This is a genomic window from Acidobacteriota bacterium (assembly GCA_009691245.1).
Taxonomy (GTDB): domain Bacteria; phylum Acidobacteriota; class Terriglobia; order 2-12-FULL-54-10; family 2-12-FULL-54-10; genus SHUM01.
On record SHUM01000004.1, the window covers coordinates 64,065 to 84,995 of the forward strand.

Consider the following 20,931-nt stretch of genomic DNA (forward strand, 5'->3'; position numbering starts at 1 on the left):
CATCGCGGCTAGCGGATCGTTATGTGAATCCCGCCTCGCACTTGAAAGGGCGTGCCCAGCAAATCGACTGGCGAACGATTGGTGATGATCTTCGCATCGTTGAGGTTCTCAATCGCGACAAAAAGTCTGGCGAACTCGCCCAGCCCGCGCGAAACGTGAGCGTCAAGTTGAAAGAAATTCGGGAGCACCACGCTGTTGAGATCGTCATCAAATTGCTCGCCCACGAAGCGGCCAATGAGCGAAACACCGACGCGTTGCGGAAGCCGGAAATCACCAGCCAGCGTGAAGCGATGCCTGGCCACCTGCGGCAGGTTCTTATCGATCAACGAGACGTTCAGTTGCGGGTCAGCGTTGAACTTCGTCACTACACTGCCATTCCACAGATACGTCGCGCTGGCTTTCACTGCGGAGACAGGCTGCCACGTCGCGCTCGCCTCCAAGCCCGCCACGCGCACCGCGCCGAGGTTTTGGCGCTGGCGTGTAATCAGCGCTGGTGTGTTTGACAGCGTTACGTTTGACACGGGCGCATCCAGAAAATTCCAGAAGCCAGTGAGGCCCAGCCGCGCTTCAGACGACACCGGGAAGCGCGCGCCGAGATCAAAGCCCGTGTTGCGCTCCGGCTGCAGCGCGCTGTTCGCGGTGGTCAGCACGGTGCCCACGCGGAAGTCGCGGTAGAGTTCGTTCAACGTCGGCGCGCGGAACGAGCGATACAGCGAACCGTGCAAGACCATTTGCGGCAACGCCTCGAAGCTAAATCCGCCGCGCGGACTGAACACCGTCTCCGTGTTGGCTTTGAGCGCGCGTATCGCTGGCGATCCCACTACGAAGGAACCGGTGCGGCCATTGAAGTTTCGGAAGAAGTCCACGCGCCCGCCCACCACCAGCGCGAAACGCGGCGAGACTGTGAAGTTCTCTTCCGCGAACAAGCCGAAGGTGGATTGCTTGCCACCGCCGTAGCGCACTGAGGCGAAGCGGCCCGCAGTGAAGATGTTGTCGGTGCTCTGTCCGCTGACGATCCAGAGATCTGTACCACTAACCAGACTGTGCCGTCCCCGAGTGGCGAACCACACCAGCGACGCGCCGCCCTCGGTGGACGGCACGTGCTGCTGACTGGCCAGCGTTTCCGTGTTGCGACCCGCGGCGACCGTGGCGGCGGTGCTGCCGAAGATGGTGCGGCGGAAGAAGGCGCGCGTCTCGATGCGGTCGGAGGAGGAGGGCGAGAACTGGAAGCCGGTGGAGGCGTCGAATGACACCGTGTCGTTGTTCTGGAGCGGCGTGCCGTTGGCGCGATCTTCATTGAGCAGCCCGCCTTCGAGCGTCCACAGCGTGCCGCTGGCGGCGCGCTCCAGCTGGAACCGCGCGGCCTGATGGCGCGAGTTTGAGGCGATGTCCACCGCGCCGCGCTGCGACTCGCGCACCTGTGTCCAACCATTGAAGTCGAATGCAGCGGCGCTGAACGCGAGGCCCCAGTCGCCGATGCGATGCGACGCGTAGAGGTCGCCCTTCAGCGCGCCGCGGCTGCCGCCCTGTGCTTGAAACTCAATGGTGGCAGGCGTGGGAACGCGCTTCAGCAATTGGACCACGCCGCCCAGCGCGTAGTTGCCGTAGAGCGCCGAGCCGCCGCCGTTGACCAGCTCCACCTGCTGCAGGCTCAACGAGGGGATGCGGTCCCAATAGACCCAGCCGCCGAAGGCGTCGTTGATGGGGATGCCGTCGGCCAGGACCAGCGACCGTGACACGCCGCTCGGCCCGATGCCGCGCAGCGAAACGCCCTGCGTGGTGGGATGCGCGATGAGGCTGCTCGACCGCCGGAACAGCGAGAACTCGGGCAGGGTACGCAGGCGGTCGTCGAGGGACTGGTAGGGACTCGCGCGCAGGTCTTCCTCATCGAGCACGCGGACCTCGGAGATGGAGTTTACCACTGGCAAAGGGAGCCGGCTGGCGGTTACCGATACGGCCTCGCTGAAGGCCTTCAGTGACACGGAAATTTCAGAATTATCGGAAGTATCCAAAGTGCAAACTTTCAGCTTTTGGGGTGGAAACGGAGCCGCCACCACCAGCAACTCATGGCAGCCCGCGGAAACATCGGAAAACTCCACAACGCCCAAATCATCGGTTGTTGCGGAATTGACCACCAGCCCGTCGCGCAGCAAAGTGACTTCCGCGTCTCGCAGCACCCCGCGCGGTCCGGAAATTGTGGCGCGAATCGTCCTGGCCTGAGGGGCCGCCTCGCCCGTCGCCGCCCACCCGATCAACCCCGTGGCGGCCAAAGCAAGCACCAGCGGTTTGGGAATCCGCATAATCTTGAAAATTTGAAAAGTCTGGAAAATTTGGCGCATACATTCCCGATCCGGTCTGACTAATTTCGTCCCCGATTTTCCCCTCCTTTTCCTATGATTAACGTGCCCTGGCAATGAGCGAAGCCCCTTTGGCCTCCGTCTCTTCCGGGTTGATGTTAGTTAGCCAAGCCCTGGCAATCAAAACAGCTAACGGATCACGATCATAACCGATGGCTTTGTGACCTCGCAGCTTTGCCGCTACCAACGTTGTGCCCGAACCTGCCATCGGATCAAGCACTCGAAGTTGTCGCGACGATAGGTCAGGCAACTCATCCCAGACTATTTCCGGGGCCATCCGAGCTGGGAATGGATGAATGGGTTTTATGACCATAGTCATGCTTGCGGGATGTTTCCCTTCGTACAGTAGTCGACCTGATTCTAGCATTTTAAAATTGGGGATAGTACCGGAAACCGGGGGCAGCCAAAACGTTCTCCACATTTTCAGGCGCGTGCGCCTGCCGGTTAAAAGCTGATGTTCAGGCCCGCCATCGACCGCGAATCCATCCGCAGATTACACAGATTGCGCCGATGCTTTTCGCTCTGCGGAATCTGTGTAATTTGTGGATAGTCCGTGGATAGGAACCGCCCTCTTGCAACCGGAGCGGGTTTTTCCATTGGCCCGCTTGCTCACGCGCGCGGCACCGTCACGCGATTAACCCTTGACTTAAGTGCCCCTGGCTGAGTATATTCGGCCCCAAATGGGAACAACGCTAGGAAAGCTGCGGGCGGGGTCCCTTTAGAGATTGGGTTAAGCGGCTGATCACCAATTGAATGTTTGGAGCGGAGTCCGCCGGACTCTGGCTGACCGCGTCCCGGCGTGTGCCCGGCGCGATAGAGTATGACGCGAATAACAATTTCGAAGGAGCGTTACCATGAAGACCATGCAGGCAACACCGGGATCATTGCGCTGGACAGGCGTCCGGGCGGCGATGCTATCAATACTATTGGGAGTGATGCTGGCGGCCCTCGCGCCCGCCAAGCTCTCGGCCCAGAGCGCGGGGACCATTTCGGGCACGGTGCGCGATGAATCGAGCGCGGTGCTGCCGGGCGTGGAAGTGGTGATGCGCAATGTCGAGACCGGTTTCACGCGCACCGTCGCCACCGACGCGGCGGGGCGCTACAGCGCGCCGCAATTGCCGCTCGGCCAGTATGAAGTGCGCGCCAGCTTCACCGGCTTCAAAACGGAAGTGCGCAGCGGGCTGACGCTGACCGTGGGCCGCGAAGCCGTGGTCGAACTAATCCTGAAAGTGGGCAGCGTGGCCGAGACGGTGGAAGTTACCGGCGAAGCGCCGCTGGTCGAGACCACCAACAGCGCCGTCGCCGGCTTGGTCAGCGACCAGCAGGTCCGCGACCTGCCGCTCAATGGCCGCAGCATCGAGCAGCTGGCCATCCTGCAGCTGGGCGTGACGCTCTCGCGCAACGGCAACACCGGCATGTTCTCAGGCTCCGTAACGCGCATCAATATCGGCGGCGCGCGCACCACCTCGAACAGCTTCCTGCTCGACGGCACCGACATCAATGACATCTGGAACAACACGCCGGGCAGCGTGGCCGGCGTCTCCCTGGGCGTGGACACTATCCGCGAATTCAAGGTGCTGGTGAACAACTACTCCGCCGAATACGGGCGCGCCGGCGGCGGCGTGGTCTTGTCCGTAACGCGCTCGGGTACCAATGAGCTGCACGGCTCGGCCTTCGAGTTCCTGCGCAACTCCGCGCTCGACGCCCGCAACTTCTTCGACCGCGATTCGCTCTTCCCCAGCAAAGTAACCGACCCGCCGCCGTTTCGGCGCAATCAGTTCGGCTTCACGCTGGGCGGACCCATCAAGACGGACAAAACATTTTTCTTCGGCAGCTTTGAAGGGCTGCGCCAGAACCTGACCACCACGCAGTTCTCGCGCGTGCCGTCGGCCCGGATACGCGCGTTCGCGCATCCCACCGTTGCGCCCTATCTCGCACTGCTCCCGCTGCCTGCGCCGAACGCCCCGGAGGGCGCCGACGGAACCGTGGAGTATGTCGGGCAGGTACGCGAGCCGATTGATGAAAACTACATGATGGTGCGCGCCGATCATTCATTCTCATCATCCGATTCGCTCTTCGGGCGCTACACCTTTGACAACGCCAACAAGTTCACGCCCAACATCCCCAACACCCTGGCGCTGGCCGACCGTTCGCGCAATCAATATCTGACGATTGAAGAGAATCATATTTTCTCGCCGGCGTGGCTGGCCGTATTTCGCGCGGGTTACAATCGCTCGGTCAGCGAAGAGGCTTGCCCGCGTCAGGTGGAGATCCCGTCTTCGCTGGACCTGATCCCCGGTCGCCCCTTCGCATCGAGCGGCGGCATCACCCCCGGCTCCGGCATCGTCGGCTTGTCCAACTGCGGAACTTCGCCGCAGGGCAACTGGTACAACCTGCTGGAAGGCTCCACCGACATGACCTTCATTCGGTCGGGACACTCGCTGAAGACCGGCGTGATCGGCAAGAACATCCGCGTGAACAAGCGCGGCGAGGCCAACCAGTCCGGCTCCTACACCTTCACCAGCCTGTTCAATTTTCTGGGCATCAGCAATCTGGCTGGAACGCCCCTGGCCAATGGTCCCACCTCCAGCCTGTTCACCGGGCAGCTTCCTCTGGACGCCAACACCTCGCGCTCCTGGCGCCAGGAACTGATTGGGACATATATTCAGGATGAGTGGAAGGCCACATCGAAACTCACGCTGAATCTGGGACTGCGCTACGAAGTGGTAACGGCGCCGAGCGAAGCCTTCGGGCGCGGATCGTCGCTGTTGAATCCGCAGGCGGATCGCAACGTGAAGGTGTTTGGCAAGGAACCCTTCCTGCCCAACCTCAGCAAGAAGAATTTCGCGCCGCGCATCGGCTTCGCTTACGATCCCACCGGATCGGGAAGGACCGTGATCCGCGGCGGTGGTGGAATCTTCTATGATCAGATTCTTCCAGCCACTTATCAGATCGCGGTGCTGCGCAACCCACCGTTCTATGTGCGCGCCTCCATCACCAATCCGCCGTGGCCGAATGCCTATCAGTTGCTGCTGGCCGGCGTTGATCCCGGCTCGCAGGCGCTTAACAATTTCACGCCGAGTAGTTCGCCGCGCACCATGCAGTATAACTTCGGCGTGCAGCATCAGTTCGCCGGAGGTTGGGTGGCAAACATGCTGTACCTCGGCTCACGCGGCATGCATCTCATTTCCGCGCGCGACGCCAACTCCGCGCTGCCGCAGATTCAACAGGACGGCCGCTACTTCTTCCCGTTGAACGCGGTGCGCCGCAATCCCAATTTCGGCGAAATCGTCAACTACACCACGGACGGCAACTCCAACTACAACTCGCTGGGGCTCGGCATCAACAAGCGTTTTTCGCAGGGCTTCCAGTTGCAGGGTTCCTACAATTGGTCGAAGCTGATCGACAACACTTCGGGCCAGTACGCGCCCGAGACAGCCAGCGGCAGTCGCTCGCTGATGAACCCCGATGATCCGCGCGTGGACCGGAGCCTCTCGGCGCAGAATGTGGGACAAAACCTGGTGGGCAACGTTACCTATGAACTGCCTCTCGGCGCGGGTGCCTCCGGCATCGCTGCGCAGCTGATCCACGGCTGGCAGTTGAACAGCATCGTCACTCTTTCTTCCGGCGTCCCCGTGAATCTGGAGCTGGGCTTCAACCGCGCGCGCAACGCGCAGGTTACCGGGACCGGCTTCCAGCAACGCCCCGACCTCGTCTCCGGCAGCAGCAACAATCCTACGGATGGCGCCTCCATCGGCTGCGCGGGAGGATTCGCGGCGGGCACGCCGCTGGGCACCCCGGACCTCTACGTTGATCCCTGCGCGTTCCGCCTGCCGGAGGCCGGATATTTCGGCAATCTCGGCCGCAACACCATCATCGGACCCCCGCTGACCAATGTGGACTTCAGCGTCCTGAAACGCTTTGAGCTGCCGCGCGAAGGTCTAAGCCTGCAATGGCGCACCGAGGTCTTCAACCTGTTCAATCACGCTAACTTCTTCAGCCCCAACCGGACCATCTTCTCGACCGCCGATGGCGTGGCGCGCAGCGACTTCGGGCAGATTCGCTCGACGCGCACCAGCGCGCGGCAGATTCAGTTCGGGTTGAAGCTGCTGTTCTAGGAGTTCGGTCGCGACAATCAATTTGTACGTCGTCATCCCGAGCGCAGCGAGGGACCTGCTTTTCGCACCTACTGATGAAGATGCGGATTGAAAAAGCAGGTCCCTCGCTGCGCTCGGGATGACGACTTTTTAGGGTATCGTGTACGTGTATAAATTACTCGCGTTACTTCATCCACCCTGACCGGAAGGGATCACCATGCTGCAACGCATCGCCGCACGCGCGCTCGCTTTCTCGCAACATTACATGCCGGCGCCCTACCTGCTCTCGCTGCTGCTGACGTTTGTCTCGGCGGCGCTGGCCTTCGCCATCACGCACACGGCGGTCGAGAAGATTCTCTCGTCCTGGTACGGCGGCATCTGGGAGATTCTCGCCTTCACCACGCAGATGGCGCTGATCCTGCTGTGCGGCCACGCGCTGGTCGATGCGCCGCTGGTGCGCCGCGCGCTTGACCGCATCAGCGCGATCCCGCGCACGGCGGTCCACGCCGGGATGCTGGTGTTTCTGGTGGGCTGGGCCACGGCGCTATTCAACTGGGGATTCTCGCTGGTGGTTTCCGGCGTGCTGGTGCGCGAGATTCCGCGCCGCATGACCGGCGTGTCGAAAGGCTATCTCGCCGCAGCGGGCTACACGGGATGGGCCGTGTGGGCCTCGGGAATTTCCAGTTCCATCGCGCTGGTTACGGCCACGCCCGGCTCGCCCATGAACATTATTGAGCGCATGTCGGGCGCGACCATTCCGCTGTCAGAGACGCTGCTGCCGCTCTATAACGTAGTCCCCGTGCTGGGCATGGCCATACTCATGCCGCTACTGTTCGCTAAAATTCATCCCGCATCCGAAACAGTGCCGCGCGCGTCAGCAAGCGGGCCGCTGGAACACCCTGCTCCAGACGCGCCAGTTGGCCACGATGCTTCCGGTCACCGAATCCCTAAGACCATCGCAGAGCGCATTGAGCAGAGCCGTCTGGTTACAATCATTCTCGTCGGCATGGCCGCGCTGTTCATTGTCCAGCGCATCGCGGCGGGCGCGTTCAATCTGGACCTGAACATGATGATCTTTCTGTTGCTCGCGCTGGGATGGGCGCTGCACGGCACCCCTATCAGTTACATGCAGGCGTTCCACGGCGGCGCAAAGGCAGCCGGGCCGATCCTGCTCGCCTATCCGCTGTACGGCGGCATCCTCGGGCTGATCCGCGACACCGGTCTGGCCGATTGGTTCGCGCAGCAGTTTGTCGCATTTTCCACCAGTCATACCCTGCCCTTCTGGTCCTACGTCAGTTCCAACGTCATCACGCTGTTCGTGCCGTCGGGCGGCGGACACTGGGCCGTGCAGGGTCCGGTGATGGTGAAGGCCGCGCTGGAACTCGACGCTTCCCTCGCCAAGACCGCCATGGCCGTGGCCTTCGGCGAGCAGACCGGCAACCTCTTCCAACCCTTCTGGGCGCTGCCCATCGTCAGCATCGGCGGCGTCAGCGTGCGCGAAATGATGGGCTACTGCATGGTGGCCTTCTTCATCGCCTTCCCCCTGTTCGGCATCGCCCTGCTGGTGTTCTAGCGTGGCGCGGCGCGTGACAGTGCCGCGCGCGTGCGCAAGCAGGCCTATGGAATAACCACGTCCCGGTTACGCCGTCTTTTCCCAATCCAGAGCACAACGCCATCGTGAAACCCAACCATCTCCAAACGCGGCGTTGTGTTCCATCGGCCCGCTCGCTGACGCGCGCGGCACTGTCACGCGGCTCTGTCACGCGTGCTATATTCTGAAGGAGGAGCGCTGCGACATTGTTCAAATCGTTGTTTGGATCGAAACCCGACCAGCCTGCAAACGCCACGGAAGAGACGCCTCCCGTGAAGCTGGGGCTGTTCGCACGCTTGAAGCAGGCCGTTCAGTCCACCAAGGATTCCTTCGTCGGCAAAATCGAGCAGACGCTGCGCTCGAAACCCGTCTTCGACGACTCGTTGTGGGACGAGTTGGAAACCATCCTCATCCAGAGCGACATCGGCGTTAGCACCACCACCGAAGTGCTGGATGCGGTTCGCGCCGAGGTCAAACGCGGCGAGTTGCCCGATACGGCGGCGGTGCGCGGGTCGTTGCAACGGCAGCTTGCAAAACTTCTGGAGAGTTCATCCATTGGCACGCGAGCGGTGGCCACGCAGCCGCAGGTGATCCTGGTCGTCGGCGTGAACGGCACCGGCAAGACCACCACCATCGGGCGTCTGGCGTGGCAGTTGACGCGTGCAGGCAAGAAAGTTTTGCTGGTCGCGGGCGACACATTTCGCGCCGCGGCCATCGAGCAGTTGGAAGTGTGGGGCGAGCGCGCCGGCTGTGAAGTGATCAAGCAGAAGCCCGGCGCGGACCCCAGCGCGGTGATCTTCGACGGACTGGCCGCAGCCAAGTCGCGCGGCTACGATGTGGTCATCGCTGACACCGCCGGTCGTCTGCACACCAAAGCAAACCTGATGACCGAGCTTGAGAAAGTAACGCGCACGTGCAACAAGGTCATTCCCGGCGCGCCGCATGAAGTCTATTTAGTGATGGACGCCACCACCGGGCAGAACGGATTGCAGCAGGCGCGGCTGTTCACGGAAACTTCGGGTGTCACTGGCATCGTTCTGACCAAGCTTGACGGCACGGCCAAGGGCGGCGTGGTGATTGCCATCGCGCGTGAGTTGAAGCTGCCGATCCGCTACGTCGGCATCGGCGAGCAAAAGGATGACCTGATTCCGTTCGACGCAAAACAGTTCATTGAGTCACTGTTCGCGTAGTGAATTAGTCCCGGAGTGTTCAGAACTCCCATGATAATTGCGGCCTCAACGAAAACCCCGCGCCATCCCAAATACAGGGATGACGCGGCTACCAGTGCCCGACGGCTCTTCCGTGCATTGGTAGCCGCGTCAAGCGCTTTTCTTGGCGCGGGGTTTTCTCTCAATAACTACTAATGACAGAATCAACTGACAATCCGATCGGCAACAGGGGCCACGACGCCGACCGCGCATGGATGCGGCGCGCGCTGGAGTTGGCTGCTCGGGGGACCGCACTCACTTCGCCGAATCCACTGGTGGGCGCGGTGGTGGTGAAGGATGGCAAGGCCGTCGGCGAGGGGTTTCACACTCATGCGGGCCGCAAGCACGCAGAGGTGCTGGCGCTGGAGCAAGCAGGCGAAGCCGCGCGCGGCGCGACACTCTACTTGAACTTGGAGCCGTGCTGCCACACCGGGCGCACCGGGCCCTGCACGGAGTCAGTCATCCACGCTGGAGTCACTCGTGTGGTCGCGGCAATGAGTGACCCCAATCCGCAAGTGAGTGGCCAGGGATTTGAGTTACTTAAGGATGCGGGCATCGAAGTGAGTGTTAGTGATTGCGCAGAAGAAGCGCGAAGAATGAATGAGTCATTCGCGCGATTCATCACCTCCGGCGTGCCGCTGGTTACCCTGAAGGCAGCGATGACGCTGGACGGCAAGATCGCCGCGCCGGATGACAACTCAGGATGGATCACCTCGGACGCGGCGCGCGCGCATGTACAGCAGTTGCGGCACGCGCATGACGCCATCTGGGCCGGCATCGGCACCGTGCTGGCTGATGATCCTTTGCTCACCGACCGCAGCGGCGAGCCGCGGCGCAGGCCGCTGCTGCGCGTGGTGATGGACTCGCATCTGCGCATTCCGCTCACCGCGAAGATGCTGAGCAACGTGAATGATGACTTGATGATCCTGTGCGCGGCGGCGGCTGATCCCGCGAAGCGGCGCGCGTTGGAACACCGCGGCGTGGAGGTTCACGTCGCCCCCAGCGCGGACGGCGCGAGCGGCCAGAACGCGCGGCCCGAGTTGCGCGTCGTGCTCCAAGAGCTGGCCAGGCGGCAGATGACCTCCGTGATGATCGAGGCCGGCGCGGCGCTGAACGGCGCGGCGCTGGAGGCCGGCATCGTGGACAAGATATTCTTTTACTATGCTCCGAAGCTGCTCGGCGGATACGACGCGCTGCCCGTGGCCGGCGGGCGCGGCATCCGCGCCATGCGCGATGCGCTGGACGTAAAGCACATCGTGCATCACCAATTCGGCGACAACTTTGCCATCGAGGGATACTTGAAAGATGTTTACGGGAATCATTGAAGAGCTGGGCACGGTTGTTTCGTTTTTGCCGGGTACGGGCAAGGACGGCGGCGCGCGACTGGTGTTGCGGGCCGCGAAGGCGCTCGCGCCTGATGACCGGCTGAAGCTGGGCGAGAGCATCGCGGTGAACGGCGTCTGCTTGACCGCGCTCGACATTAACACGGAGACCTTCGCGGCGGACCTGTCGCCGGAGACCATCGAGCGCACCAGTCTGCGCGCGCTCGCGCCGGGCAGCCGCGTGAATCTCGAACGGGCCATGACGCCGAGTACGCGCTTCGGCGGACATATTGTGCAGGGCCATGTGGACGGCGTCGGCAAGCTGGTGGAGTTGCAGGCGCTGCCCGACGGCAACTGGTGGCTGGCGGTGGATATCCCTGTTGAGCTGGCGCATTACGTCGTCTCGAAGGGATCGATCGCGCTGAACGGCGTCAGCCTGACCGTGGCTTCCCTCACCGGCCTTGATGGCAATCGCGTGGGCTTGGCCATCATTCCGCATACCTACGAGAACACCATGCTGCACACCATGAAGCCGGGCGACGCGGTGAACGTGGAGTGCGACGTGCTGGCCAAGCACGTCGAGCGGCTGTTGGAAGCTCAGCAATCGGCGAACCGCACGCGCAAACCGCGCAAAGCATCGTCGCTGACGGTGGACAAGTTGCGTGAGCAGGGCTTCTAATCAGCACCAATCCCTCTCCTGGTCGTCATTCCGAGCGTAGCGAGGAACCTGCTTTCCACACTCCGCAACAACGAGGACAAAAGCAGGTTCCTCGCTACGCTCGGAATGACGACCAGGAGAATGGCGGAGTATCTATCTGAAATCGCTGGAACGGGAGCGGCGCGGTTGTAGTCTAATGTAAGGCATTCGTGTGCCGGGTTGGCCAGCAATCATAAGGAATGAATCGCTGCAAGATTATCCGGGAGGAACTTGTTTTGATCATGAATGGACGATGGGCGGGACTGCTGGGTTTGGTCCTGATCAATTTATTTACAACGGCGCGCGGCATGGCGCAGATGGATTATGCGGCGGCGCGCGCCGAGCGCAAACTGCTGGCTACGCGCACCTCGGAAGCCATCACCGTTGACGGGCAACTGAACGAGGCGGCGTGGGCGAGCGCCGCGAAGGCCGAGAAATTCATCCAGAATGAGCCACGGCCCGATCAGCCCGCCTCGGAAGACACTGACGTGCGCGTGCTCTACGACAAAGATAATCTTTACATCGGCGTGTACGCGCATGACCGCGAGCCGGGAAAGCTCATCGTCTCTGATCTGAACCGCGACTTCACGCGCGACATCGGCGACACAGTCGAGATCGTCATCGACACGTTTCACGACGAGCGCAACGGGTATCAATTCGCCGCCAACCCGGAAGGCGCGATGTGGGATGCGCAGATGAACAACGAAGGCCGGGAGACGAACGAGAGTTGGGACGGCGTGTGGTACGTGAAAACCCGGCGCATGGACGATGGCTGGACGGCGGAGTTTTCCATTCCCTTCAAGTCGCTCAAGTTTCGCGAGCTCGATGCGCAAAGCTGGGGCATCAACTTTCAGCGCAATCTGCGGCGCAAAAATGAAGACAGCTACTGGGCGCCGCTGCCGCGCATCTATCAGTTGAATCGCGTATCGCTGGCCGGCACGCTCGAGAATCTGGAAGGCATCGAACCCGGGCGCAACCTCCGCTTCAAGCCTTACGTGGTGGGGAGCCTGGGACAATTCGCGGACGGCGACAAGGACTGGACGGGCGACGCAGGCCTCGACGTGAAGTATGGCCTGACTACAGGGCTTACCTGGGACTTCACGCTGAATACCGACTTCTCGCAGGTGGAGGCCGATGAGCAGCAGATCAACCTGAGCAGCTTCAGCCTCTTTTTCCCGGAGAAGCGCGAATTTTTCCTGGAGAACTCCGGCATCTTTCAGTTCGGCTCGGCGCCGGACCGCATGCCCATGGGCGGCGGCGGACGCGCCACCGGTTTGAACAACGACTTCTATCTTTTCTTCAGCCGGCGCATCGGTCTGGCCGATAGCGGCGCGGCCATTCCCATCTATGGCGGCACGCGGCTCACCGGACGCGCGGGCGGCTTCGAGCTGGGCTTCCTGAACATGCAGCAGAAAGAGGTCGGTGGCAGCCTCCTGCCCAACTACAGTCCGGGGACCAACTTCACCGTGGCGCGGCTACGCAAGAATCTGCTGGGCAACTCCGACTTCGGCGTGATGATGGTCAACAAGGAAGTGGTGAACTCGGCGCGCTATAACCGCGTGCTGGGCGCGGACGCCAATCTGCGCTTCGGGCAGTCCTTGAGTTTCAATTCCTATCTGGCCAAGTCCTTCCTGGCGAATGGCGGCGACGGCGACTTGGCGGGCCGCGTGGGGTTTGGTTACCAAGGCGAAACCTGGGACGTGCGCGGCGCATACACGGGAATCCAGGAAGATTTCGTCAACGAGATGGGATTCGTGCCGCGCCTCGGCGTGCGCAAGTTCGCCGGCCATGCCGGATGGCGTTACCGGCCCGAGAGTCTGCGCCGGGTGCTGCGCCAGACCAATCCGCACTTTCAGTTTGACTACCTGATGAACAAGGACGGCGTGCTGCTCTACCGGCACTTTGACTATCACATCCCGTTCAATTTTCAGGACGGCTCATTCATCGAGACGGGCGTGAATCCCACGCGGGAGCAGTATATGAAGCCGTTCGCCATCAACCCGCGGCGGCGCATTAGCATTCCCGTCGGGTCGTACTCGTTCAACGAATATTTTATTCTGGCGCGCAGCAACGGCAGCCGCCCGATCTCCGGCAACCTGCGCTACGCCATCGGCCCCTACTACACCGGCTACAAGCATACCTATGGACTGGGCGGCGTGTTTCGGTTTAACTATCAGCTCACCACGTCATTCACCTACACGCAACACAATATCAATCTGCCGCAGGGACATTTCAAAACTAACCTGCTGAGCATCCGCGGCAACTATGCCTTCTCGACAACGATGTTCCTGAACGCGCTGGTGCAATACAACAACGACGCGCGGCAATGGACTTCCAACGTGCGCTTCAATTTGATTCACCGTCCGCTGAGCGATCTGTTCGTGGTCTATAATGAGCGGCGCGAGTCGGAGGGCGGCGATCTGATCGACCGCGCATTGATTGCCAAGTTCACTTATATGATCGCCCTCTAGGCTGCGAGAGGAGATTTCGCGGCGGGCTGATAATGGTTCGTTCATGGGCTGGAGGAGTTAATGCCACTAGGAAATAATCCCTTTGTGTTGGCCGCGCTAGCAGCAATGCTGTTCAGCGCCGGGTGGCAACTGGCCCCCGCGCAGACGGCCGGCAAGACAGCCAAGTCCAGCAGTGTCGAGTTCGGCCCTACTTCCGATGTGAAACTGGTGGCGCCCAACGCCACCGAGTCGGTGCGCAATCGCTCGGAGGTGATCGGCTGGCCGGCAGGACGCAAGCCGGTGGCCCCGGCGGGATTTGAAGTTACACTGTTCGCCGATGACGTGGACACGCCGCGCTGGGCGACCTCGCTACCCAACGGCGACATTCTGGTGGCGCTCTCGCTGCGCGGCGGCAATCCCGGCGTCAGCTCCACCTCCAATCGCATCATTCTTTTCCGCGATAAAGACGGCGACGGCAGGCCGGAGTCCCGCAACGTTCTGCTCACCAACCTCAACCGGCCGCATGGAATTTTGCTGCTGGGCGATTTTCTCTACATCGGCAACACCGACGCCGTGGTGCGCTACAAGTATCAACTGGGGCAGACGGAGATCACCACGCCGGGCGAGAAGATTCTCGACCTGCCGCCGGGCGGACACTACACGCGCAACCTGATCGCCAACGCCGACGGCACGAAAATTTATGTGGCGGTGGGATCGAAGACCAACGTGGACGAGTCCGGCGAAGACGCCAAAGACCCGCGGCGCGCCGCGATCCTGGAGATTAATTCCGACGGCAGCGGCATGAGAGTGTATGCGTCCGGCCTGCGCAATCCGGTGGGCCTGGCCTGGGAGTCGGAGTCGAAACAGTTGTGGACGGTGGTGAACGAGCGCGACGCTCTGGGCGACCAACTGGTGCCCGACTACGCGACCTCGGTGAAGGAAGGCGCGTTCTACGGCTGGCCGTATTCCTACTACGGGCAGAATGAAGACCCGCGCAAGAAAGGCCAGCGCCCCGATCTGGTCGCCAAGGCCATTCCGCCCGATTATGCGACGGGCGCGCACACGGGCACGCTGGGCATTACGTTTTATACCGGCAAGCAATATCCGGCGAAGTATCAGGGCGGAGCGTTCATCGGGCAGCACGGTTCGTGGAATCGCTCGAAGTATGTGGGCTACCGCATCGCTTATCTGCCGTTCAAGAACGGCAAGCCCGCCGGGCCGATGGAGGACTTTCTCACCGGCTTCATCGCCAATGACAAAGAAGTCTACGGGCGTCCGGTGGTAGCCACGCTGCTGCAAAATGGGGCATTGCTGGTGATCGATGACGAGTCCAGCAAGGTTTGGCACGTGCGCTACACGGGGAAATAATTATTGCGTGACAGAGCCGCGACCGGTAGGGAGCGGGGGTTCGTCCGTCCGGTACCACGCTTAAAATCAACCCCCACTCCCTCACGGTCGTGGCACTGTCACTTCAGCGGCATTTTTGCTTCAGCTCCTCGAACCAGTTCAGCACCACGTTGATCTGCGTTGTCTCGCAGGCTTGCGACCCGGCCTGCTTTATCATCAGGAATCGCTGGCCATCGAGTGAAATGTCGAAGTTCGTGCCCAGCCCGCCAACTGTTTCATAGCGTCCTTCAAAGAGCATCTTCGGCGTGCTGGCGGCGAACGCGGGCTGTGTGGTAATCGCCACGGCCATGGTGCAGGATGAATGCCGACAGCGCGATCAGTAGGCCCGCCAGCCGCCCAGCCGCCGGTCGTCGCGATAGAAGACACTGATCTCTCATGAAGTTTTGCCCTTAACAGAACACGCGACTAAGTTATAGCGCATCCGTGCGGGCACAATCACCTACGTCGCACACGCCATCCAACATTCCGGCATATTGACAGGTATCAAGACCAATGCCACACTCAGAACATGCTTCCGCCACCGCGGGCTGTGTGCTGCCTGCCATCTATGCGCCTTGTGGAGTACTGGAATACCATGCATAACTCCTGTTGCGGGTTACACAAATATCGCACTGTTTATCCGCCGCGGAGTAGGTCCTTGCAGAGAGTTGCCGGCAGGATATTAATCGTACTCGTTGGCGCACTCTGTTTACCGGGCCAGAGTCCGAGTCAAACCGTAGGCTGGTCAACTCGTGCGCCACTTCCCGAACCTCGTTTTTCAGGTGCGGCTGGAGTTATTAACGGAATTATGTACGTCGTCGGTGGATTTAGGGGGACTCAGGGCTTTAACAATTCCGCTGTCGTAGAGGCTTATGATCCGGCAACGAATACATGGACGACCAGGACTTCCATACCAACTCCCAGGACTAATCCAGCCACAGTTACGATGGGCGGGAAACTGTATGTTTTCGGGGGAATTAAAGCCGGTGCCCTGGATGCTTCGGAAGTCGAAGTCTACGATCCAGTAACCGATACATGGAGCCGTCGGGCATCTATGCCATGGCCTTCATACCTACACTGTGCCACCACGGCTGCCGGCAAGATATACATTTCAGGTGGTTTTCAGATTTCTCTCTCATCCAAACCGCGGGGAGGTCTCCAAATATACGACCCTGCCAGCGACACGTGGTCAACGCAAACCAGCTTCCCTGACCCCCATATCAGCTCCGGTATCTGCGCAATGGGCTATCTTGCCGGCAAGATATTCTTTGTAGATATGCCATTCGGCGTGACGGTTGTTTACGACCCAGTCACCAACGTTTCCAATCGCATCGCGCCCATGCCCACCCAGCGATCAGCGACTGGCGTAAGCATTGGGGGCGAGCTCTTCCTCATTGGCGGAGCATTTAAAGATTCAGCTACGTCTATCAACCTGGTAGAAGCGCTGGATCCCATATCTTTGACTTGGCGATCGGTACCCTCCGGGCCAAGCGCTCGTGACGGTTTTATGACTGCCAGTGCCGACAATGTGCTGTACGTCGTTGGCGGCGTGCGGAGCACAGGGCCGCTCACGGTTGAGCGGCTGGCCGTCAACGACGGCCTATACGGTTAGAACTGTCAGAATTGACATAAAGCCCAGGGATGAAAGAAACTTAGTAAACACGAAAGGGAATGCCCCCGTTGACGTAGCGATATTTAGCAGTCGGGCAACCGTAACTTCCACGGCGTTTGACGCCACCACTATGAACCCCGATTCCATTCGTCTTGCAGGAGGATCGCCAATGGTAAGCGGGGGCAGACAGGCAAGCCCTGTGAAGTCCGTTGAAGACGTGAATGAAGATGGCTTACTTGATTTGATACTGCGGTTCAGATCCCTTGAACTCCGACTGACACCCATGGCCGATTCCGACCAGGCGCGAGCTATCCTAACCGGAGAAACCTGGTCTGGCGAACCTGTGCAAGGTGAAGACATGGTTCGCCTTCGATAGGTAGGGAGTGATACGCTGCGTAACCAGGTCGGCTGTTCGAGAATCGTTTCTGTGCGCGGCACGCACAGCTTCAGCCACAGAAAGTCAGTTCAAGACCAATTGGCTGTGGCTCAATTGAATGCAACGCGGAACGCTACGAATCTCCCACCAGGTGCACCCTGCCCATCAGGCCGCCTTCGGCGTGGTCCCGGATGTGGCAGTGAGTCATCCACATGCCGGGGCGGTCCTCGAATTTCACGATGAACTTGATGGACTGCTCAAGCGGGACGTTCGGTTGCGCCTCCTGCCGCAGCTTGGCCAGCCCGAAGTCCAGCAGCTTGGTCGCGTAACCGGATGCCGCGCCGGAGCCGCTGCTCTTCACCAGCATGATGTTGCCGGACTTGAGATCGCGATGAGTGATGCCTTTGCGATGCGCCTTGTCCAGCGCGTCGGCAATTTCGATGGCGTATTGCAGCATTTCGTCGAGGGGGAGCGATTTCCCTGAATTTTGCTGGCCCGAATCCCGAACCCCAAATCCCGCACCCCCGATTTTCTGCGGCAGCGTCTCGCCTTCCAGATATTCCAGCACCAGATAGTCGATACCGTTGTCGCGGCCAATGTCGAATAGCGTGCAGATGTGGGGATGGTTCAGGCTGGCGAGATGCAAGGGCAATACTTTGATGGCGACGTTGCGGTCGAGGCGGGTGTCGCGGGCCGTATAGACTTCGCCACTGCCGCCCGCGCCGAGCATGGCGAGTATCTCAAAGTGACCGAGTTGGCTGCCTAGCGGGTGATGATGACTTCGCGCAGACTGTCTTTGGTGAGAAAGAATCGCAGCGAGGCGTAGTCGCGGAACAGGCTCTCAATGGCGCGATTATTGAACGAGCGCCACAGCTTGCCGGTGCCGCGCTGCGTCACCTTCAACTGATCGGCGCCGCGGATTCGGTACTGCTCCACCGGCACGATCTGCCCCGGCTGCCCGGCGTGGAAGAAGGCCAGCAGATGGCCATCGGGCTTGAGAAATTGGTAGAGTACCGTGATCAGCGGCTCAATCACGGAGTCCGGCAGAAAGTCCAGCAGGTCCCAGCAGAGAACGCCGTCAAACTGACCCTTCTGGTAGTTCAAATTTCCCTGGAAAAATTGTACGGCTTCGGACTCGATGGCTTCCGCCGTGGGCGTGCGCGTGGATTTGAATTGCAAGGAGCCGTAGAGGTCTTCGGTGCAGAGCCGGTGGCCCAGGCCGGTGATAAAGTTGATGTTCTCCTGGGAGGCCGCGCCCAGGTCGAGAATCTGCATGCCTTCGGTCGCGCCGACCGCGTTCCAGAACTCGCGTAGCCCTTTGCTCTGGCGCAACCCCGAAGCCGCGCTGCCCGGCAGATTGGTGGCAGGGTGCTGATCCTGCTTCAATACATGCCCCAGCAGGCGCCGGACACTGCCGGAGATCTGCGCGGTAATGGCTTCGTTGGAGGACATACTGCCGGGACCTTGCTGGGGAACTTAATCCAATCGCTGAAAATACATGCTGCTAAAATTTCCGGGCGCGGTCTTTTGCCAAATTCTTAAAGACCCGAGCCCGCACCAACCCTACAACCGGGGCGCGCGTGAGTAGGCATAGCGAGGAGCGCTAGACCTTCGCTCCAGCTGAAGCGAGCTGAGGCTGGGCCGGAGCAGAGGAACTCTCCGCCTTGTGTCCGCTGCCGAACTTGCCGTCGCCGCCACCCTTCTGAATGTCGATGCTGCCTTTGAAAAAAGCTCCATCTTCGATGACAATGCGCGCGGCCACCAGGTCTCCGGTAACCGAACCGGACTTGCGAATCTCCACGCGATCGGCGGCGCGCAGGTTGCCCTTCACGGCTCCCTGCACAACGATCTCCTTGGCGTTCACATGGGCATTCACGCGGCCGTTGGGGCCCACTGTGAGATTATGCTCGCGCAATTCGATGGTGCCTTCCACCTGCCCATCAATGAATAAATCTTCGCTGCCGGAAAGATCGCCGCGAATAATAACCGACTTGCCAATGCTGGCGACTGCTACCTTCGGAGCTTCGCTCCAGGACTGCGAACCTGTATTTTGCGGGGTGCTGGACACGGGTGAGACCTCCTTAACCGAATCTGGCTTGACCGGAACGGAAGCCGGCGTATATACCGGCGTGCTAACCGGTGATTCTTTCTTTTTTTCTTTACGATTCCACATTGCAGGAAACTCCTTGCGCGGCAGCGGCGGCGAAATAAGATATTTCGCGCGGGCACCGTAGCGCGTTCAGGAAGATCAATTGATAGTATATGCGAGGATGAATTTCCTAACGAGCACACCGGCGAGCTTGCTATGGGGAGGAACTGCTTGTCGGGCCGTGCCCATTTTATCCCTGCCGGGCCAATATAGTACAGGTTCCAAGAGGGAAGCAATGCAATTCTGGCGGAACCGGCGCTTTGGCTGTCAAGGAATGGTCACTGGGAAAAAAACAGAGCCGCGACCGTGCGGGAGTGGCTCTATTTCCCCGATTGCCCTGGAAAATATAAATTCGCCTGCGCTCTGCCGGCAAATGAGGTCGGCAGATCCCGCAGGCGGGCGGCGGCCTCCTCCGGAGGCAGCGGACAATAATAAGTCTCCTTGATGCTGTAGGACCGGCTACGCTTCTCCGTGATGGGCATGATCTCGATGTGCCAGTGGTAGTCGTCCGCCAGTGTAGTCCAGAAGCCGGACGTCTCCGGCCTGGCCCGAGTGTTGGGGCTGGTGTGCAGGACAAGGTGGTAACTCGGCGCCACATGCTCCAGGCGCGCCAGCACGCGCCGCAGCAGGCTGGCCAGCTCGAAGTCGTCCGGACGCTGCAGCAAGTCTTCCTCGAAACTGGCATGATGTTGACGAGGGAGTATCCACACTTCAAAAGGCACGCGCGAGGCAAACGGACACAGCGCCAAGTAGCGCGGTGACAGGTCCACGACGCGCAGCCCCTGCCGCTCCTCCTGCCGCAGGATGTCGCAGAAGACGCAGCGCTCCTTTAGATCGTAGTAGTCCTTGCACGAGCGCAGTTCATAGAGCACACGGCGCGGGATGAACGAGGTAGCGGCCAACTCCGAGTGCGCGTGGCGCAACTGTTGCCCGGAGAGATCCCCACGATTCTTGAAGACCGTTACATAGCGCAGACGGATATCGTTCTTCAGATCGGCGATGCGCAGAGCCCAGCAACGCAGCAGCGCCGCGATCTCCGCCTCCGGCGCGAAGGAAAGTTCGTGATAATGGTCCGGGCTTTCGATGATCACCTCATGCGCGCCCAGGTTGCGCATGCGGTCATAGATGCCCTCGGCCTGGCGGTCCGCGCCGCCCTCGACGGTATAAAGCGGGGACGGGTGCGGGTAGACGCGAATCGCCCCCGGCACGCCATGAGCTGGGCTAGACGACGGGCCAGGTGACTGAATGGCGAGGATCGGCGCGAGCGGCGCGGCGATTTTAGGCGTCAGCGGACCCGCATCCAGACAATATGGACACGGGCTTTCCGGCCCGCCTGTCTCGTCGTTATTTCCAGCCAGCACCCAGCTTCTGGTGATGGGGTCTTTACGCAGTTCCATACTGACGGATCATCCCCGCGACGAACATTCCTGCCCGCGAGGAAAATTCCTGAACGGCCATTCTACATCCTCGCGCGCCTGACTGCCCGGCACAATCGCATATCGGTAGTGGGTCAGCTTGAATCTGACCAGGAAACTTTTCCCTAGCCCAGGCCTTTAGGCCTGGGTTTGCGGGGCAGAAAGAATTAGAGCCCCTTTCAGGTGGCTTCGTGCAGAGAGACTGTACGACATATGGAGAACATCGCAGCGCAAGCCCCGTAAACGGGGCTAAGGAATACCAAGGGAATCG

At 60.6% G+C, this 20,931-nt stretch carries 15 protein-coding genes; 8 read left to right on the plus strand and 7 right to left on the minus strand.

The genetic code is table 11. From position 1 onward, the window contains the following. Positions 1 to 8: 8 nt before the first annotated feature. Both EXQ56_02045 and EXQ56_02050 read right to left on the minus strand, forming a co-directional pair. Positions 9 to 2,339: a TonB-dependent receptor gene (locus EXQ56_02045; GenBank protein ID MSO19236.1), complete on the minus strand. Its 2,331-nt coding sequence runs from the start codon at positions 2,337 to 2,339 to the stop codon at positions 9 to 11. Between the two features lie 58 nt (positions 2,340 to 2,397). Then, entirely contained in the window at positions 2,398 to 2,670 is a 273-nt protein-coding gene (locus EXQ56_02050; GenBank protein ID MSO19237.1) for a hypothetical protein, read from the minus strand. Positions 2,671 to 3,211: 541 nt separating this feature from the next. Here EXQ56_02050 and EXQ56_02055 point away from each other — a divergent pair. The 7 genes from EXQ56_02055 (at position 3,212) to EXQ56_02085 (ending at position 15,090) form a co-directional block, all read left to right on the plus strand. Beyond that, positions 3,212 to 6,475, plus strand: a complete 3,264-nt coding sequence (locus EXQ56_02055) for a hypothetical protein (protein ID MSO19238.1) — start codon at positions 3,212 to 3,214, stop codon at positions 6,473 to 6,475. Between the two features lie 196 nt (positions 6,476 to 6,671). Further along, positions 6,672 to 8,027 (plus strand): short-chain fatty acid transporter, encoded by a 1,356-nt coding sequence (locus EXQ56_02060; GenBank protein ID MSO19239.1) that lies wholly within the window; start codon positions 6,672 to 6,674, stop codon positions 8,025 to 8,027. A gap of 224 nt (positions 8,028 to 8,251) precedes the next feature. Continuing rightward, positions 8,252 to 9,235, plus strand: coding sequence for a signal recognition particle-docking protein FtsY (ftsY, locus tag EXQ56_02065; protein MSO19240.1), 984 nt, complete (start codon positions 8,252 to 8,254; stop codon positions 9,233 to 9,235). A gap of 173 nt (positions 9,236 to 9,408) precedes the next feature. Beyond that, complete coding sequence (ribD, locus tag EXQ56_02070) at positions 9,409 to 10,578, plus strand: bifunctional diaminohydroxyphosphoribosylaminopyrimidine deaminase/5-amino-6-(5-phosphoribosylamino)uracil reductase RibD (protein ID MSO19241.1); 1,170 nt, start codon at positions 9,409 to 9,411, stop codon at positions 10,576 to 10,578. Further along, the gene (locus EXQ56_02075; GenBank protein MSO19242.1) at positions 10,559 to 11,254 is read left to right on the plus strand and encodes a riboflavin synthase; all 696 of its coding nucleotides are present in this window, start codon (positions 10,559 to 10,561) and stop codon (positions 11,252 to 11,254) included. The genes ribD and EXQ56_02075 overlap by 20 nt, the downstream gene beginning before the upstream one ends. Positions 11,255 to 11,472: 218 nt before the next feature. Further along, positions 11,473 to 13,743, plus strand: a complete 2,271-nt coding sequence (locus tag EXQ56_02080; GenBank protein MSO19243.1) for a hypothetical protein — start codon at positions 11,473 to 11,475, stop codon at positions 13,741 to 13,743. A gap of 105 nt (positions 13,744 to 13,848) precedes the next feature. Further along, complete coding sequence (locus EXQ56_02085; protein ID MSO19244.1) at positions 13,849 to 15,090, plus strand: sorbosone dehydrogenase family protein; 1,242 nt, start codon at positions 13,849 to 13,851, stop codon at positions 15,088 to 15,090. A gap of 103 nt (positions 15,091 to 15,193) precedes the next feature. Here EXQ56_02085 and EXQ56_02090 read toward each other — a convergent pair whose 3' ends face one another. Further along, on the minus strand, positions 15,194 to 15,418 hold the full coding sequence (locus tag EXQ56_02090; protein ID MSO19245.1) for a hypothetical protein: 225 nt from the start codon (positions 15,416 to 15,418) through the stop codon (positions 15,194 to 15,196). A gap of 219 nt (positions 15,419 to 15,637) precedes the next feature. Here EXQ56_02090 and EXQ56_02095 point away from each other — a divergent pair, with 219 nt between their 5' ends. After that, positions 15,638 to 16,720, plus strand: coding sequence for a hypothetical protein (locus EXQ56_02095; protein MSO19246.1), 1,083 nt, complete (start codon positions 15,638 to 15,640; stop codon positions 16,718 to 16,720). Between the two features lie 509 nt (positions 16,721 to 17,229). Here EXQ56_02095 and EXQ56_02100 read toward each other — a convergent pair. From EXQ56_02100 to EXQ56_02115, 4 genes are all read right to left on the minus strand, one after another. After that, positions 17,230 to 17,826 (minus strand): hypothetical protein, encoded by a 597-nt coding sequence (locus tag EXQ56_02100; protein ID MSO19247.1) that lies wholly within the window; start codon positions 17,824 to 17,826, stop codon positions 17,230 to 17,232. Positions 17,827 to 17,858: 32 nt separating this feature from the next. Beyond that, positions 17,859 to 18,548: a class I SAM-dependent methyltransferase gene (locus EXQ56_02105; GenBank protein MSO19248.1), complete on the minus strand. Its 690-nt coding sequence runs from the start codon at positions 18,546 to 18,548 to the stop codon at positions 17,859 to 17,861. A gap of 151 nt (positions 18,549 to 18,699) precedes the next feature. Then, complete coding sequence (locus EXQ56_02110) at positions 18,700 to 19,269, minus strand: polymer-forming cytoskeletal protein (GenBank protein ID MSO19249.1); 570 nt, start codon at positions 19,267 to 19,269, stop codon at positions 18,700 to 18,702. A gap of 296 nt (positions 19,270 to 19,565) precedes the next feature. Beyond that, positions 19,566 to 20,642 (minus strand): galactose-1-phosphate uridylyltransferase, encoded by a 1,077-nt coding sequence (locus EXQ56_02115; GenBank protein ID MSO19250.1) that lies wholly within the window; start codon positions 20,640 to 20,642, stop codon positions 19,566 to 19,568. Between the last annotated feature and the right edge of the window lie 289 nt (positions 20,643 to 20,931).